Genomic DNA, 15,683 nt, shown 5'->3' with positions numbered 1-15,683 from the left:
CAAAAAACATGGTCGACAGGGCTTAGGTGGGTGTTTTTTGTCTTCGTGAAATATATGAAAGATATTTGATTTATTATTCATTTCTCACTTGACATCACACCGCTGGACTCTGTACTCTGCTGAATCTGTCAGCTAATTATATTAATCGTTACTGTACATCTTCTTTCTTCTCTTCTGTAACAATTTCTTTCAGTGAAGATGCCAGACCTGCAATTCCCTGAATCTCTGAAGGAATAATGATCTTGGTTGATTTGCCATCTGCTGCCTTTGCAAAAGCTTCCAGACTCTTCAGTGTAAGCACTGCCTGATCAGCACCTGCCTCACGGATCATACGGATACCTTCCGCATTTGCTTTCTGAACTTTCATAACAGCTTCTGCCTGGCCTTCTGCCTCTTTGATCATACGTTCTTTCTGTGCTTCAGCTCTCAGGATCGCTGCCTGCTTTTCTGCCTCAGCATCAAGAATTGCAGATTCTTTTTTACCTTCTGCAACAAGAATCGTGGACTTCTTCTCACCTTCTGCAATAAGAATTGCTTCTCGACGTTCACGCTCTGCCTTCATCTGTTTCTCCATGGCTTCCTGAATCGCAGCCGGAGGAATGATATTTTTCAGTTCCACTCGATTGACTTTGATTCCCCATGGATCAGTTGCCACATCAAGAGAAGCTCTCATCTTGGTATTGATCACTTCACGGGAAGTAAGTGTTTCATCAAGTTCCATATCACCGATGATATTTCGGAGGGTTGTTGCAGACAGATTTTCGATAGCCATGATAGGATTTTCCACACCATATGCAAAAAGCTTCGGATCTGTGATCTGGAAAAATACTACTGTATCAATCTGCATGGTAACATTATCTTTTGTGATAACCGGCTGTGGTGGAAAATCCACAACCTGTTCCTTCAGATTTACTCTTCTTGCTACTCTGTCAATAAACGGTGTCTTAAAATGAATACCCGTATTCCAGGTTTCCTTATATGCACCAAGTCGTTCCACAACAATCGCATATGCCTGCGGCACAATACGGATACATGATGCCAGAACCCACAGTACAAGCACAATTATTACTGCTAAAAAAATAATGCCACCCATATTACTTTTCCTCCTTTACATTCCCTGAAGTTTCTTTTTTGACGATCAGTTTCACTCCCTGTACAGCCTCAATGACTACTACTGAATTTTCCGGGATAGTTTCTGTATCCAGCTTTGTCCTTGCCATCCATTCAATATCATTGATACGGACCTGACCTGTCTGCGCCAGATTATCAATCTTCTGTATTACCACGGCTTTTTTTCCTATGAGGCTTTCTACATTTGTCTTAGATACCCCACGGTTCATATATCTGACCGCCAGCGGTCTGGTAAAAATCAGAAGAATTAATGATAAGATCAGAAACGCAAACCACTGTACTGCAATTCCGCCTCCTGCCCAGGAGATAATCGCCGCAAGCAATGCACCACCTGCAAACCAGATAGTTGTAAGGCCTACTGTGATAGCTTCTATCACAAGAAGCACAGCCAGTACTATCAGCCACATTAAAGGTTCCATTCACTCAACTCCTTCTCTGTCTTGCTGCTTCATACATAAGGATTCCTGCTGCCATAGCTGCATTAAGAGACTCTACCTGACCACACATTGGAATTCGGATCAGACAGTCTGCTGCCCCGGCTGCCTCTTCTGTCAGTCCTTTTCCTTCATTTCCAATCAGAAACGCTGTTCCTGCCCGGTATGACTCCTGATCATAAGAATTCTTTCCCTGCAGATGTGCTGCAAAAAAACGGATTCCTTTTCCTTCGAGTTTCTTCTTTAATGATACCACATCTTCCACATAGAAAAAAGGTATTCTGTAAACTGATCCCATTGTAGCCCTGATTACTTTGGGATTTGTAATATCTACACATGTTCTGGTAAGAAAAACAGCGTTTACACCAGCCCCTTCTCCTGTCCGTATAATTGTTCCGGCATTTCCCGGATCCTGCAGATCTTCAAGAACCATGATCAACGGTTCTCTGTCCGAAAAAATATCTTCTATATTATAAGAAGGCTGTCTCAGCACAGTCAGAATCCCCTGCGGAGTCTGTGTGTCACACATCTGGCGAAACACAGAGTTTTCAACTGCCTCCCATGAAAATCTGCGAACTTTCTCCATCACTTCTTCATCTTCCAGAAGATTTTCGGATACATAAACTTTCTCTATCCATGAATCCGGTGCTTCCTGAAACATTTTTCTGCCTTCCGCTACAAAAAGTTTCTGTTCCCTCCGGGCTTTTGCCTTCTGATTCAGTTTTATGATATTTTTAACCTGAGTATTCTGTACGCTGGTAATCATATAAACAAATTTCCCCTTATTCCAGAACGGAGGCCGCCTGATGGTGACCTCCGCAATTATACTGGCTTTTTTATATTGCCTTATTATTTCTTATAATTATGAGAAAGAGATTTGCATACTTCCCACATATATGGAGATACATCTTTCTGCATTGCAAGAGCTTCATTGATATCAAAATCAACAAACTCTCCATGTCTGTATCCAACAACACGGCAGGATTTACCTTCAAGGAGAAGATCTACTGCAAGTGCACCCATCATAGATGCATATACACGGTCTTTACATGTTGGGCTTCCACCACGCTGCATATGACCCAGAATAGTCGCACGTGTTTCAATACCTGTTGCAGCTTCGATACGTCTTGCCATTGCTTCAGAATGACCGATACCTTCTGCATTTATGATAATATGATGTTTCTTACCTGCTTTACGGCTGGCAATAATATTGTTGATCAGTTTCTGCTCATCATAATCATATTTTTCCGGAATCAGAACATCTTCAGCACCATTGGCGATACCACACCACATAGCAAGATATCCTGCATTACGTCCCATAACTTCGATAATACTGCATCTTTCATGAGAAGTAGAAGTATCACGAACTTTATCAATTGCTTCCATTGCTGTATTTACAGCGGTGTCAAATCCGATTGTATACTCTGTACATGCAATATCCAGGTCAATAGTTCCAGGAACACCGATTGTGTTGATTCCCAGATTTGCCAGCTTCTGAGCTCCGGCAAAAGAACCGTCTCCACCAATAACTACCAGACCATCAATACCATGTTTTCTGCAGATCTCAGCACCACGTTCCTGGCCTTCCGGTGTACGGAATTCAGCACATCTTGCTGTATACAGGATTGTACCACCACGTTCGATTGTATCTGATACATCTCTGGCAGTCATGTCTACAATTTCTTCATTTAAAAGACCATTGTATCCTTTATAGATCCCCTTCACATTCAGTCCGCTGCTTAATCCACGTCTTACAACTGCACGGATTGCTGCGTTCATTCCCGGTGCATCACCACCACTCGTAAGTACACCGATGGTTTTAATCTTTTTTTCTGCCATGATTCATTCCTCCATCTTCTGCCTTCCCATATTATACAGGAATTCATTTCTTGTTTTGTTACTGCTTTCATAGTTCACAGTAACAGTCTTTTCTACACATATTCGGTTTATAGTGTATAGCATTTTCAGAAGTTTTTCAATACTCTTTCCACAAGTTTAACGTTGGATTCTCCATATTTTTTCTTCAGACCACTCAGCAACGCATCACTTATCTGCACCTGATACCCGGCCGGTAAACGCTTCATAGCCTTCACATCTTTCAGATAAATAACAACTGCCGAGGTTCCTCTGTTCTGCCTCAGAAGCTCCTGCAGTTCAGTTTCATTACTGCTGTAATCAGCTTTATCTGCGAACTGAATCCATATTTCTTTCGGCATATCATCAAAAGATCTGACTTTTTCAAGAATCATTTTGCTTGGCTTATCATCCTCTGCATTTACTCTTCCCTGAATAAAAACTTTTGCTTCTTCACCGATATAATTCTGCCACTTTTCATAATCCCGTGGAAATACTACAATTTCAACAGTACCTACCAGATCTTCCAGCGTCAGAAATGCCATGACCTTGTTAGTTTTTGTATATTTGATAGTTTTATCCGTGATCATACCGCCAACAATTGCTTTCTGTCCATCATAGACTTTTGGCATTCCACTTTCTTCATCAGGCTGAAAATCTGTTGTTCTGGATGTGATCATTTTTTCCATCATTCCTCTGTAACGTTCCAGTGGATGTCCGCTCAGATAAATACCAAGAACATCTTTTTCAAAAGCAAGTATCATTTCCGGATCATATTCCTCCACATTCGGCATGCGGATTTCGAAATCTTTCTTGTCTTCTTCACTGACAATGTCAAAAAGACTCATCTGTCCTGCAAAAGAATTCTTCTTATCCTGCGCAATACTGTCAACGATCTGTCCATACACTATCATTTTCTGTCGACGGTTTCCCTCAAGGCAATCCAGTGCTCCTGCCTTGATAAAGTTTTCGATGGCTCTCTTATTTACAGTTCCTGTCAGTCTTTCGATAAAATCTTTCAGAGATCTGTATTCACCTCTGTCTTCTCTTTCTTTTACCAGTGCTTCGATCACAGGTCTTCCTACACTCTTAATCGCAGAAAGTCCATATCGGATGGCTCCATTATCAACCGAAAATCCATAAGCACCACGATTTACATCCGGTGGAAGAATTTTTATTCCCATCTGCCTGCATACCTGAATATATTCAGCAACTTTGTTTGGCATTTCTATTACAGAAGTCATCAACGCAGCCATAAATTCTACCGGATAATAATATTTCAGGAAAGCTGTCTGATAAGAAACAACTGCATAAGCAGCTGCATGTGATTTGTTAAAAGCATACTTGGCAAAATCTATCATATCATCATAAATTTTGTTTGCCACCTGTTCAGGAATTCCATTGGCAATGCATCCCGGAACACCCTCTTCTTCATTTCCGTAAACAAAATTCTGACGTTCTTTTTCCATAACCGCAGCTTTCTTTTTGGACATCGCACGCCGCACAAGGTCACTTCGTCCAAGCGTATATCCTGCAAGATTACGGACAATCTGCATAACCTGCTCCTGGTAAACAATACATCCATAAGTAGGTTTTAAAATTGGTTCCAGCTGCGGGCAGTCATAACGTATGGTATCCGGACGGTTTTTTCCACGGATATACTGTGGAATAAAATCCATCGGTCCCGGTCGATACAGCGAAATTCCGGCGATCACATCTTCAAGGCTCTGCGGTTTGAGTTCCTTCATGAAGTTCTTCATTCCTGCACTTTCCAGCTGGAACACTCCATCAGAACGCCCCGTTCCAAGCGAATCAAGAACTTTTTTATCATCATAATCTATATGCTGCATATCCAGCTTTACGCCAGTATCCTGCTCTACCAGGTGTACTGCATTCTGAATAACAGTCAGGGTACGAAGCCCCAGGAAATCCATCTTCAGAAGTCCCAGTTCTTCCAATGTCGTCATTGTAAACTGTGTAACAATTGAACCATCCTGTGCTCTTGATAATGGCACATACTCAGAAACATCTTTCTGGCTGATCACAACACCTGCCGCATGCATGGAAGTATGGCGTGGAAGTCCCTCCAGACGTTTTGCTGTATCGATCAGTTCATGAATATCCTGCTGTTCCTCATATACTTTCTTCAGCTCCGGATTCATTGTAAGTGCCTTATCAATCGTGATATTCAGTTCCTGCGGAATCATTTTCGCAATCACATCCACCTGCGCATACGGCATATCCATCACACGTCCTACATCACGGATAACACCTCTTGCTGCAAGTGTACCAAAAGTAACGATCTGAACGACACAGTCATCTCCATATTTACGTCTTACATAATCAATGACTTCCTGGCGTCGCTCGAAACAAAAATCCACATCAATATCCGGCATTGATACTCGCTCAGGATTCAGGAATCTTTCAAACAGAAGATCATATCTGATAGGATCAAGCTGTGTGATTCCCAGCGTATATGCAACAAGACTTCCTGCCGCTGATCCTCGTCCTGGTCCTACCATAATATCATGATCTCTGGCATACTTGATAAAATCCCATACAATAAGGAAGTAATCCACATATCCCATGTTTTTGATCGTGGTAAGCTCATATGTCAGACGTTCCTTCAGCTCATCTGTTACCGGCTGATACCTTTCTTCCAGGCCTTTGAAACAAAGTTCATTTAAATACTCCCAGGAAGTATATCCCTCCGGCACTCCGAATTTCGGAAGTTTGGTAACTCCAAATTCAATTTCCACATGACAGCGCTGTGCAATTTTGTGAGTGTTTTCCAGTGCTTCAGGTGCATATGGAAAAAGCTTCGCCATTTCTTCCGGAGATTTTACGTAATACTGACCACCCTCATAGCGCATACGATCCGTATCTGCCAGTTTTTTTCCTGTCTGCAGACAAAGAAGTACATCGTGAGGCTGCGCATCTTCTGCCAGTGTATAATGAACATCATTTGTCGCTACCAGGTCAATGCCTGTCTCACGATGCATTTTCAGAAGCTGCTGATTTACATTCTGCTGTTCAGGTATCCCATGATCCTGAAGTTCCAGGAAAAAATTTCCCTTTCCAAAAATATCCTGATATCTGAGTGCAGCAGCTTTTGCATCTTCATACATTCCTCTTGTCAGAAATCTTGCCACTTCACCAGCCAGACAGGCACTCAATGCAATAATCCCCTCATGATATTTCTCGAGAAGTTCAAGATCCACCCTCGGCTTATAATAAAATCCCTCTACAAATCCCTTTGATACAATTTTCATCAGATTACTGTAGCCCTGATTGTTCTCTGCAAGCAATACGAGATGATAGTATCTGTCATCTCCGCTTCCTGCTTCACGGTCAAATCGGGAACCTGGGGCTACATAAACTTCACATCCAAGAATGGGGTTGATTCCTGCAGCTCTTGCAGCTCTGTAAAAATCAATAACACCATACATAACTCCATGGTCTGTGATGGCTGCACTGTCCATTCCAAGTTCTTTTACCCGTTCCACATATTCCTTGATCTTGTTTGAACCATCCAGAAGGCTGTATTCTGTATGCACATGAAGATGTGTAAAATTCATAATCTCATCCTTTACTTTTTAACAAGGTATATCCGTCTGTCTTTAATCTCTACTTTTCCTTCCTTTAAAAGGTGTCCCACAGCACGTTTAAATGCGTTTTTACTAAGACCAAATTCTCTTTTAATCACTTCCGGAGAAGCTTTGTCATCAAATGGAAGGACTCCTGCAAACTCTTCGATTACTTCAAGTACATTTTCCGCATCTTCATTAATCTGGAGATATGCTTCCTGTCGATCACTTACATTCATTTTTCCATCTTCACGGACCTTAGTCACACGCAGATCCATAACAGTTCCCGGACGATATTTTCCTGATGCTTCTTTTGCAGGAATCAATGCAGAATATTTATTATCAACTGCAACAAACACGCCAAAATTATCACTGATCTGATAAACTCTTCCCCTTACATGATCACCTTCTTTATATGGTGTTTCCGTAGAAAGATATGGATATACTTTCATTGTTGCACAAAGTCTGCTGCTCTTATCCACATAAACAGCCACCAGACATTCCTGTCCCTCAAAAATACGGGTTGTCTGTTCATGATATGGCAGAAGAAGATCCTTTTCGAGTCCCCAGTCAAGAAATGCTCCGATCTTTGTTACCTGTTTAACCTTAAGAAGTCCTGCTTCCCCAACTGTAAGCAGCGGTTCATTTGTTGTTGCGATAAGACGGTCTCTGGAATCTTTGTAAATAAATACTTCCAGACTGTCACCTGTAGAAGTTCCTGCCGGTACCTGTTTTGCAGGAAGCAGTACCTGATGTTTCGTATCTGCATGCATGTCTTCAGCCAGATATATTCCAAAATCCACAGATTTCACTACCTGAAGAGTCTGTTTCTTTCCTAATTCGATCATAAAAAATCCTCCAGTTTATTTTCTTATAAATTCAACCACTGCATATGGTTCATTTTCAGTATCATTCAATAATATTGTTGTTTTGTTCTCTTCTGTTTCCTTCATCGGGCAGATTGTGTTGTGAAGTCTTGCCTGCTGCTTATACTCTGCCCTCATTTGATATATCTGAAAATCCGCAGGAAGATAATCCATTGCCATACGCACATACTGACAGTTATTTACATGATGATTCGTATCCAGATGATGTTTCTGCACTGTAAATGGCTCTTCTTTTCTGCATTCTCCGGGAAGTATGATCTTTCGGGGCGCATAATCCATATCCAGTTTTTTTTCCATGGTTTCATCCGGATTCTCATATCCCTTTGTATCTTCCGGTGTAAGCTTTACAGGAAGTCCGTTTTCCGCATTTATATATGTCCAAAATGTATTTGCATACGCAAGTCGCTCTCCGTTTTCTGTGTCCATGGTGAAGTTTCTCAGCCCCATGAATCCCCGGAAACCATATGCCCAGGTTGAAGTCTTTATCTTCTCTCCAAGTCCCGGATAGCGGTTTACAATTACCTGCCATGCGGACAAAACCCAGAATCTCTTTCTTCTTTTCAGTTCTTCTATTCCAAGCCCCACTTCTTCAGACTGGAAAGTACTGCAATCCTGAAAATAATTCAAAATACCGGGCAGTGTGAGAAACCCGTTTTCTCCTGTTTCACTGTATCGTACTCTACCTTCAAAACTATATGGCATAATTATTCTCTTCCTTTATAAATATAAATGTCTTACAATGTCTTTTACAGTTTATCATTTTTTCTTTTTGGATTCCATCTTTTTTGCAACAAAAAAAGCACCTCTTCCGAGGTGCTCCACTTAGCAGGGCTACAAGGATTCGAACCTTGAACTGACGGAGTCAGAGTCCGTTGCCTTACCGTTTGGCGATAGCCCTTCATTCAATCGCTTGTTTATCACTCGCGACAAATGGTATTATATTATATGTCTCAGAAAAAAGCAACCCCTTTTTTCAAATTTTTTTAAAAAATTTAAATTTATTATTTTTAAGTAAATTTCACTCTCTATTGAATATTAAGGTTCTATAAAATTTTAGTGCCGAATACCGACAATAATGGTATAATGCTCCTATATCTGATAATTTTTTCTGACACAGAAAAGGAGAAACTAGATGAGAGCAAATAATCTGACCCTGCTCACTGATTTATATGAATTAACCATGATGCAGGGTTATTTCAAAAACCCTACTAACCAGACAGTTATTTTTGATATGTTCTATCGCACCAATCCCTGTGGTGGCAGCTTTGCCATTACTGCCGGCCTTGAACAGATGATTGAATATATTGAAGGTCTTCACTTCTCAGAAGAAGATATCGAATATTTACGCAGTCTTAATATCTTCGAAGAAGATTTTCTGGAATATCTGAGCACATTCCGTTTCACAGGTGATATTTATGCAATTCCGGAAGGAACTGTTGTTTTTCCACGAGAACCTCTCGTAAAAGTCATTGCACCTATTATGGAAGCTCAGCTGGTAGAAACAGCAATTCTGAATATCATCAATCATCAGAGTCTTATTGCAACCAAAGCAGCCAGAGTATGTTATGCCGCACGTGGAGACGGAATCATGGAATTCGGACTTCGCCGTGCCCAGGGACCGGACGCCGGTATTTATGGTGCCCGTGCCGCAGTGATCGGTGGATGTGCCGGTACTTCCAATGTTCTTACTGGTCAGATGTTTGATGTTCCTGTACTTGGAACTCACGCCCATAGCTGGATCATGAGTTTCCCTGATGAATATACAGCATTCAAAACCTATGCCAAAATGTATCCGAATTCCTGTACACTTCTGGTAGATACCTACGATGTACTGAAATCCGGCGTTCCAAATGCAATTCGCGTATTTGAGGAAATGCGCGAGGAAGGCGTTAAACTTACTCATTATGGAATCCGCATCGACAGCGGTGACCTTGCATATCTTTCCAAAGAAGCATACAAAATGCTCGCTGCTGCCGGTTTTGATGATGCAACAATTTCTGCCTCCAGTGATCTTGACGAATATCTTATCGACAGCCTTAAGAGTCAGGATGCCAAAATTAATTCCTGGGGTGTTGGAACCAACCTCATCACAAGCAAAGATAACCCTGCATTTGGCGGTGTTTATAAACTTGCTGCAGTTAAAGATGCCGGAAGCAGTACTTTTACACCTAAGATCAAACTTTCCGAAAACACCGAAAAAGTCACAAACCCAGGAAACAAGACTGTATATCGTATCTACAGCAAATCCACCGGAAAGATTAAAGCTGATTTGATCTGCCTTACAGATGAAACTTTTGATCCGGAAGAGACAATGGTCATCTTTGACCCTGTTGACACCTGGAAAAAGACGAAAGTTCTCGGCGGAACTTATGAGCTTCGGGAACTTCTTGTCCCAATTGTAAAAAAAGGCCAGCGAGTTTATACTTCCCCTGCAGTTATGGATATTCGTGAATACTGTAAACAGGAGCAGAACACCCTGTGGGATGAATCCCGCCGCCTTGTCAACCCTCAGAAGGTTTATGTAGACCTTTCTCAGAAACTTTATGACCTGAAGAAAAATCTTCTTGAAGAGATGAGCGAGAAAACTCTGGATTGATTATGTGAAACAAATTATTAGAAACATTTGTCAATTTAAAGTGTTAAAGTACTGGAATTTCATATAACATCATGCTATACTAAGTGAGGAAAAAAACACTCAGTATGTGTGATATATATGGAGGAAATAATTTATGTCAATCAAAATCAATCATGAACTTCCGCTTCCGGAGGTGTTAAAAGCAGAATATCCTCTGGATGCGGAATTAAAAAAAGCCAAGCAGCTTCGTGATCAGGAAATCCGCCAAATTTTTACCGGTGAATCTGACAAATTTATCGTACTTGTAGGTCCCTGTTCCGCAGATAACGAAGATACCGTCTGTGAATATGTAAGCCGCCTCAAAACAGTCGCGGACAAAGTTTCCGACAAGCTTATGATCATTCCAAGAGTTTATACTAACAAACCCCGTACTACAGGTGATGGATATAAAGGAATGCTTCACCAGCCGGATCCAGATAAAGCTCCTGACCTTCTTGCAGGTATCATTGCAATCCGCAAACTCCACATGCGAGTTATGCGTGAAACAGGACTTTCTTCAGCTGATGAAATGCTTTACCCGGAAAACCGCAGCTACCTGGACGATATTCTTTCCTATGAAGCAGTTGGCGCACGTTCTGTAGAAAACCAGCAGCACCGCCTCACAGCAAGTGGAATGGATATTCCCGTCGGAATGAAAAATCCGACTTGTGGTGACCTTTCTGTTATGCTTAACTCAGTCACTGCAGCCCAGCATCCACATCACTTCATTTACAGAGGCTGTGATGTAGAAACTTCCGGAAATGATCTGGCACACACAATTCTCCGTGGTGGTGTCAATCAGTATGGTCAGACTATCCCTAATTATCATTACGAAGATCTGATGAAACTGTCCTCATTATATGCACAAAAAGATCTCAAAAACCCGGCAGTTATCGTAGATGCTAATCATTCTAACTCCAATAAACAGTTCAAAGAACAGATTCGTATTGTTACAGAAGTTCTTCATAGCCGTAACTACAATCCGGATCTCAAAAAACTGGTCAAAGGTGTTATGATCGAAAGCTATCTTCTTGAAGGCCGTCAGGATATCAGTGACCATATGACTCCTGGCTGCTCTATTACAGACCCATGCCTGGGTTGGGAAGATACAGAACGTCTGATTTACGAAATAGCTGAAAAATGCTGATATAACATTTAAAATTAAACCTGAACAGAAAACCCCGAAATTTTCTTCTGTGATCATTCACATATGAAAACTTCGGGGATTTTTTTACTGTTCTATCTGTTTTCCAAGGAATCCTGCTGCTGTCTGTACCAGCATTCTTTCAGCATTTCCTATAATATCTCTTTCATTCTTTCCTATCAGAATAACCGCTCCGATTGCATCACTGGAGCTGACAACCGGCTGAATAATTCCGCTGTTTCTCATTTCTTTCTGATTTTCTGTAATAGGAATTTTTTTCCTTTCTCCTGCATTAAAACTTTTTGTGCTCCTTTCTGCAATCACCTTTTCCAGTTCACGGCTGATGCTTTTACCAGTCAATTCACGACTTCCCGGGCCTGCCGCTGCCACAACCTGATCCCTGTCCGTAATACATACAGTAAAACCAGTTGTCTGAAACAGTGCTTCTGTATATTCTTTTGCAAAAATATCCAGCTCACCGATCGGAGAATATTTTTTCAGAATAATCTCTCCCTGTCTGTCCGTATATATCTCCATCGGAGTTCCTTCTTTAATTCTGAGCGTTTTGCGTATTTCTTTTGGGATTACCACTCTTCCCAGATCATCGATCCGGCGGACAATTCCTGTTGCTTTCATAATCCGTATTTCCTCCTGACTTTACTTTTTTCCACAATTTGCGTTTATCTTTTTTATTTTCTGCAGTTATATTTATATGGTTATTATGTGGAAAAATGGAAAGATTATACGTTCCTGCAAACAGTAACACTAATGGTTTGTTTTCATCTATCAGACCGTTTATTTTATATTTGACATTCATGTATTTTTGGTATATAGTTGTCATATACTTAATATGTAGTTTTGATTACTACATAACACATTTATCACAGACATATTGATTGGAGGCGTTTCTGATGTTAAAAACATTTAAACTTAAATTAAAAGATCCCTGGAGTGCCATCACTCATGGTATTGCCGTGTTACTTGCAGTTGCCGGTACTGCTCCCCTTCTTATAAAAGCCGCATCCGGTGAAGATGCTCCCATACACATTGCCGCACTTGCAGTCTTTATCCTTACTATGATCCTGCTGTATTCGGCAAGTACAATCTATCACTCCGTAGATTCTACAGAAAAAGTCAACAGACGCCTCCGCAAAATGGACCACATGATGATCTTTGTTATGATCGCAGGAAGCTATACACCTGTATGCCTGATTGCACTTCATAACAGAACCGGATATATCCTCTGCGCCCTTGTATGGAGTATAGCCCTTCTGGGAATTCTTCTTAAGGGTCTGTGGATCACCTGCCCGAAATGGCTGTCCTCAGTACTTTATATCGGAATGGGCTGGCTTTGTGTGCTGGCTTTTGTCCCAATCTTTAACTCCCTCCCAAGAGCAGGTTTCGGATGGCTTCTGGCCGGCGGTATTATCTATACAGTCGGCGGTATCATTTATGGACTTAAACTTCCATTATTTAATGCACGTCACCGTAATTTCGGTTCGCATGAAATCTTCCACGTCTTCATTATGTTTGGAAGTGCCTGCCACTTTATCCTGATGTACTTCTTTATTTCCACCATGCCTCTGTGAGGCACGGTGGATTTCTTATTATCTCTTATCAGTTTCTGTGGATAACTTATTCCCCGTACATTTCTATAAGTTCAAGTTTTTCTTTTCTTGTAAGCTGCTTAATTGCATATTCACGCCGCATTGCCTCTTCTTTTGTTTCGTACCCTTCATAATAAACCAGGTTCACGGGTCTTTTTGCCCGTGTATATTTTGCACCTGCTTTTCCCTCATTATGTTCTTTCAAACGCCTCATAACATTGGTTGTCCACCCTGTATAAAGAGTTCCGTCTGCACATTGAACTATATAAGTATAATTCATTTTCTTTCACTTTCTGTATGTATTTATGTAAAGACAACTGTTGTCTCGTTGCTGCTCATTTCGTTCACAACAACTCGTTTCCATTCAACAGCTGTCTGATTCTATAAAAAGCAGCCGGTCCTATAATAGTATTTTTTCAAAAATAAAGCAGGTAGGAGAATACCGACTGCGAATTTTCATTCCCACCTGCTTTATTATACGTTGAAACCGTTTATTTGTGAATAGAATGACTACGGAAGATATGCAATCGGATCAATGGGCTCGCCATTTTTCTTCATCGCAAAATAAAGATTGCTTCCTTCATTACTGTAATATTTGGTAGGCGCATTAATGTATCCGATAACAGTTCCTTTTTCCACCGTCTCGCCCTCAGAAACCGTAACATCTTTCAGCTGACCGTATATTGCCTGATATCCACTTCCCAGTTCCATTGTCAATGTAGTTCCTGTCTGGGGATCTTCTTCAACAGAATATACTGTTCCTTTTACTGAAGAAGTTACAGGAGCTCCCTCCACTGCCCCTACAGCAATTGCCGGGCTTAGTTTATACTGATCCAGCGTTGGAAAATAGACCGTCTGATCCATATTATAATCAAGAAGGACAGAACCATTTACCGGCCAGTCCATTAATGTATCTTCCGAAAAATTTAATTTCGGTGACGCAACTGCATTTGCAGAAACTTCTGCAGCTGTCTCTTCAACAGAATTTGCATCTGTAGTTTCCTGACTGACTGGCTGCTCTGTTTCTTCCTGAATCTGAGAGTTTTCTTCCGCTCCAGACACTTTTTCCGCATCTGCAGCATTTGTATTTGCAGATTCCTGATCTGCATCTGTCTGGCTTACTTCTGCCTTAACAGACTCTTCCTCTGTTACATCTTCACTCTCTTCTGCATCAATTTCATCAGAAGCTTCATCCTGTATCTTTGTTTCATCAAGTGGCGCCGTTCCAAGCTGATATACACCAATTCCCGCAGCAGCAAGAACTGCAAAAAGCGCTGTGTTTGCAACATACCTTGCGATTTTGTTTTTCGTCATATTCCTTTCACCTCTATTTACATTTTGTATTTATAGGGTGTCCAGAATGTACAAAAGTATTCAGTTACACTTATACTTTATTTTCTTCATTATAAACAGTAATTTCCATTTCAGGAAAATACTTCTCCAGTATCTCTTTCCAGTTATTTCCTTCTTTCGCCATCTCGTTTCCTCCGTATTGTGAAAATCCCAGTCCATGACCTTTTCCCTTACATAAAAAGCGAACCTGATTTCCCAGGTTCTGCATACTGAAATTTGATGATACCAGTCCCAGTCCACTGGAAAAAGCCTCTCCCTCCAGAATATTTTCATCTGCTGTCATACTTAATACATACCCGGAACTGTCCCTCTCATTTACTTTTAGTTCCTCTGGCATCTGTTGTTCAGATACATATATACTGCTTAGATAATCAGCTGAATCTTTGTCTGTGTTGCTTTCAACGCTCTTCAGATAACTGTATTCTGAATTATGTAATACTTCCTGTCCATCTCTTGTTTTTCCGGCACTCATTTCATGATAAGGAACCAGTTTCAACTCACCTTCTACAGTCAGCACATGGTCCTTCGTCTCTTCAACAGCATTTTCATAACGAAAAAGATTATGTACCATAGTCCACTGCGCTGATTCATCATATAATTCACTTACCATATCCCAGGTCTTTTCTTTCTGTTCAATTTTCCTGTAAAGATTGCTGCGCGCCACAACTGACTGCGCAGCCAGCGTCTCATCTTCATACTCATCTGAAATTTGAAACGAAACAATCACTGGCAGAACTTCTTCTATACCAGGCTCTTTTTTCATAAAAACTGTATCCATTCCATTCACGGCTACAGTCAGCAAATATGGAATGAGCCACATACCTGATATCGTATAAACAAAATACTGGTTCTTTTTTTTCATAAATTTCCCCATAATTTGTTTATCCTAATATATGTTTTTCCCAACCATATTATAATCAATTTTGACATGATGTATGATTCAGTATATAATTGAAAAAAATTTTGGAGCTAACTATATAAAAATCAAGTAGTTTTTTAGAAAAATTGAATTTTAGTTAGCAAAAGTATGTACCTTGAAAATATGTGAATAATTATGGATTTTATGGCACGA

14 protein-coding genes and 1 tRNA gene are annotated in these 15,683 nt (G+C 40.7%); 3 read left to right on the top strand and 12 right to left on the bottom strand.

What is annotated here, in order from left to right; genetic code table 11:
• Nucleotides 1–148: 148 nt before the first annotated feature.
• The 8 genes from ACTNB8_RS15045 to ACTNB8_RS15010 form a co-directional block, all read right to left on the bottom strand.
• Nucleotides 149–1,093 carry an SPFH domain-containing protein gene (locus tag ACTNB8_RS15045; protein ID WP_296158298.1) on the bottom strand — a complete coding sequence of 315 codons (945 nt, stop codon included), beginning with the start codon at nucleotides 1,091–1,093 and terminating at the stop codon, nucleotides 149–151.
• 1 nt (nucleotide 1,094) lies between these two features.
• The gene (locus ACTNB8_RS15040; RefSeq protein WP_441055933.1) at nucleotides 1,095–1,550 is read right to left on the bottom strand and encodes an NfeD family protein; all 456 of its coding nucleotides are present in this window, start codon (nucleotides 1,548–1,550) and stop codon (nucleotides 1,095–1,097) included.
• A gap of 4 nt (nucleotides 1,551–1,554) precedes the next feature.
• Nucleotides 1,555–2,331 carry a TrmH family RNA methyltransferase gene (locus ACTNB8_RS15035; RefSeq protein WP_296158300.1) on the bottom strand — a complete coding sequence of 259 codons (777 nt, stop codon included), beginning with the start codon at nucleotides 2,329–2,331 and terminating at the stop codon, nucleotides 1,555–1,557.
• An 83-nt stretch (nucleotides 2,332–2,414) separates the two neighbouring features.
• Complete coding sequence (pfkA, locus tag ACTNB8_RS15030; RefSeq protein ID WP_441055932.1) at nucleotides 2,415–3,404, bottom strand: 6-phosphofructokinase; 990 nt, start codon at nucleotides 3,402–3,404, stop codon at nucleotides 2,415–2,417.
• Between the two features lie 125 nt (nucleotides 3,405–3,529).
• Nucleotides 3,530–6,997 carry a DNA polymerase III subunit alpha gene (locus ACTNB8_RS15025; protein WP_441055931.1) on the bottom strand — a complete coding sequence of 1,156 codons (3,468 nt, stop codon included), beginning with the start codon at nucleotides 6,995–6,997 and terminating at the stop codon, nucleotides 3,530–3,532.
• 11 nt (nucleotides 6,998–7,008) lie between these two features.
• Nucleotides 7,009–7,854 carry a CvfB family protein gene (locus tag ACTNB8_RS15020; protein WP_296158303.1) on the bottom strand — a complete coding sequence of 282 codons (846 nt, stop codon included), beginning with the start codon at nucleotides 7,852–7,854 and terminating at the stop codon, nucleotides 7,009–7,011.
• A gap of 15 nt (nucleotides 7,855–7,869) precedes the next feature.
• On the bottom strand, nucleotides 7,870–8,595 hold the full coding sequence (locus tag ACTNB8_RS15015; RefSeq protein ID WP_441055930.1) for an acyl-[acyl-carrier-protein] thioesterase: 726 nt from the start codon (nucleotides 8,593–8,595) through the stop codon (nucleotides 7,870–7,872).
• A 124-nt stretch (nucleotides 8,596–8,719) separates the two neighbouring features.
• Nucleotides 8,720–8,791, bottom strand: a tRNA-Gln gene (locus ACTNB8_RS15010).
• A 234-nt stretch (nucleotides 8,792–9,025) separates the two neighbouring features.
• Between ACTNB8_RS15010 and ACTNB8_RS15005 the strand changes: the two genes are divergently transcribed.
• Together ACTNB8_RS15005 and ACTNB8_RS15000 are read left to right on the top strand one after the other, a co-directional pair.
• Nucleotides 9,026–10,489: a nicotinate phosphoribosyltransferase gene (locus ACTNB8_RS15005; RefSeq protein WP_441055929.1), complete on the top strand. Its 1,464-nt coding sequence runs from the start codon at nucleotides 9,026–9,028 to the stop codon at nucleotides 10,487–10,489.
• 133 nt (nucleotides 10,490–10,622) lie between these two features.
• Nucleotides 10,623–11,654 (top strand): 3-deoxy-7-phosphoheptulonate synthase, encoded by a 1,032-nt coding sequence (locus ACTNB8_RS15000; RefSeq protein WP_441055928.1) that lies wholly within the window; start codon nucleotides 10,623–10,625, stop codon nucleotides 11,652–11,654.
• Between the two features lie 84 nt (nucleotides 11,655–11,738).
• On the opposite strand, the gene ACTNB8_RS14995 is transcribed toward ACTNB8_RS15000, so the two are convergent.
• Nucleotides 11,739–12,287 carry a stage V sporulation T C-terminal domain-containing protein gene (locus ACTNB8_RS14995; protein WP_441055927.1) on the bottom strand — a complete coding sequence of 183 codons (549 nt, stop codon included), beginning with the start codon at nucleotides 12,285–12,287 and terminating at the stop codon, nucleotides 11,739–11,741.
• 275 nt (nucleotides 12,288–12,562) lie between these two features.
• On the opposite strand from ACTNB8_RS14995, the gene trhA reads away from it, so the two are divergent.
• A complete protein-coding gene (trhA, locus tag ACTNB8_RS14990; protein WP_441055926.1) occupies nucleotides 12,563–13,240 on the top strand; it encodes a PAQR family membrane homeostasis protein TrhA in 678 nt (225 codons plus the stop codon).
• A 46-nt stretch (nucleotides 13,241–13,286) separates the two neighbouring features.
• On the opposite strand, the gene ACTNB8_RS14985 is transcribed toward trhA, so the two are convergent.
• The 3 genes from ACTNB8_RS14985 to ACTNB8_RS14975 all read right to left on the bottom strand — a co-directional run bounded on the left by ACTNB8_RS14985 (nucleotide 13,287) and on the right by ACTNB8_RS14975 (nucleotide 15,473).
• On the bottom strand, nucleotides 13,287–13,538 hold the full coding sequence (locus ACTNB8_RS14985; RefSeq protein WP_441055925.1) for a GIY-YIG nuclease family protein: 252 nt from the start codon (nucleotides 13,536–13,538) through the stop codon (nucleotides 13,287–13,289).
• A gap of 230 nt (nucleotides 13,539–13,768) precedes the next feature.
• The gene (locus tag ACTNB8_RS14980) at nucleotides 13,769–14,572 is read right to left on the bottom strand and encodes a peptidoglycan DD-metalloendopeptidase family protein (protein ID WP_441055924.1); all 804 of its coding nucleotides are present in this window, start codon (nucleotides 14,570–14,572) and stop codon (nucleotides 13,769–13,771) included.
• A gap of 70 nt (nucleotides 14,573–14,642) precedes the next feature.
• Entirely contained in the window at nucleotides 14,643–15,473 is an 831-nt protein-coding gene (locus ACTNB8_RS14975) for a SpoIID/LytB domain-containing protein (RefSeq protein WP_441055923.1), read from the bottom strand.
• Between the last annotated feature and the right edge of the window lie 210 nt (nucleotides 15,474–15,683).

The organism is Blautia sp. HCP28S3_G10 (genome assembly GCF_052065235.1).
Taxonomy (GTDB): domain Bacteria; phylum Bacillota; class Clostridia; order Lachnospirales; family Lachnospiraceae; genus Blautia_A.
This window is presented reverse-complemented; position numbering and strand designations above follow the sequence as displayed.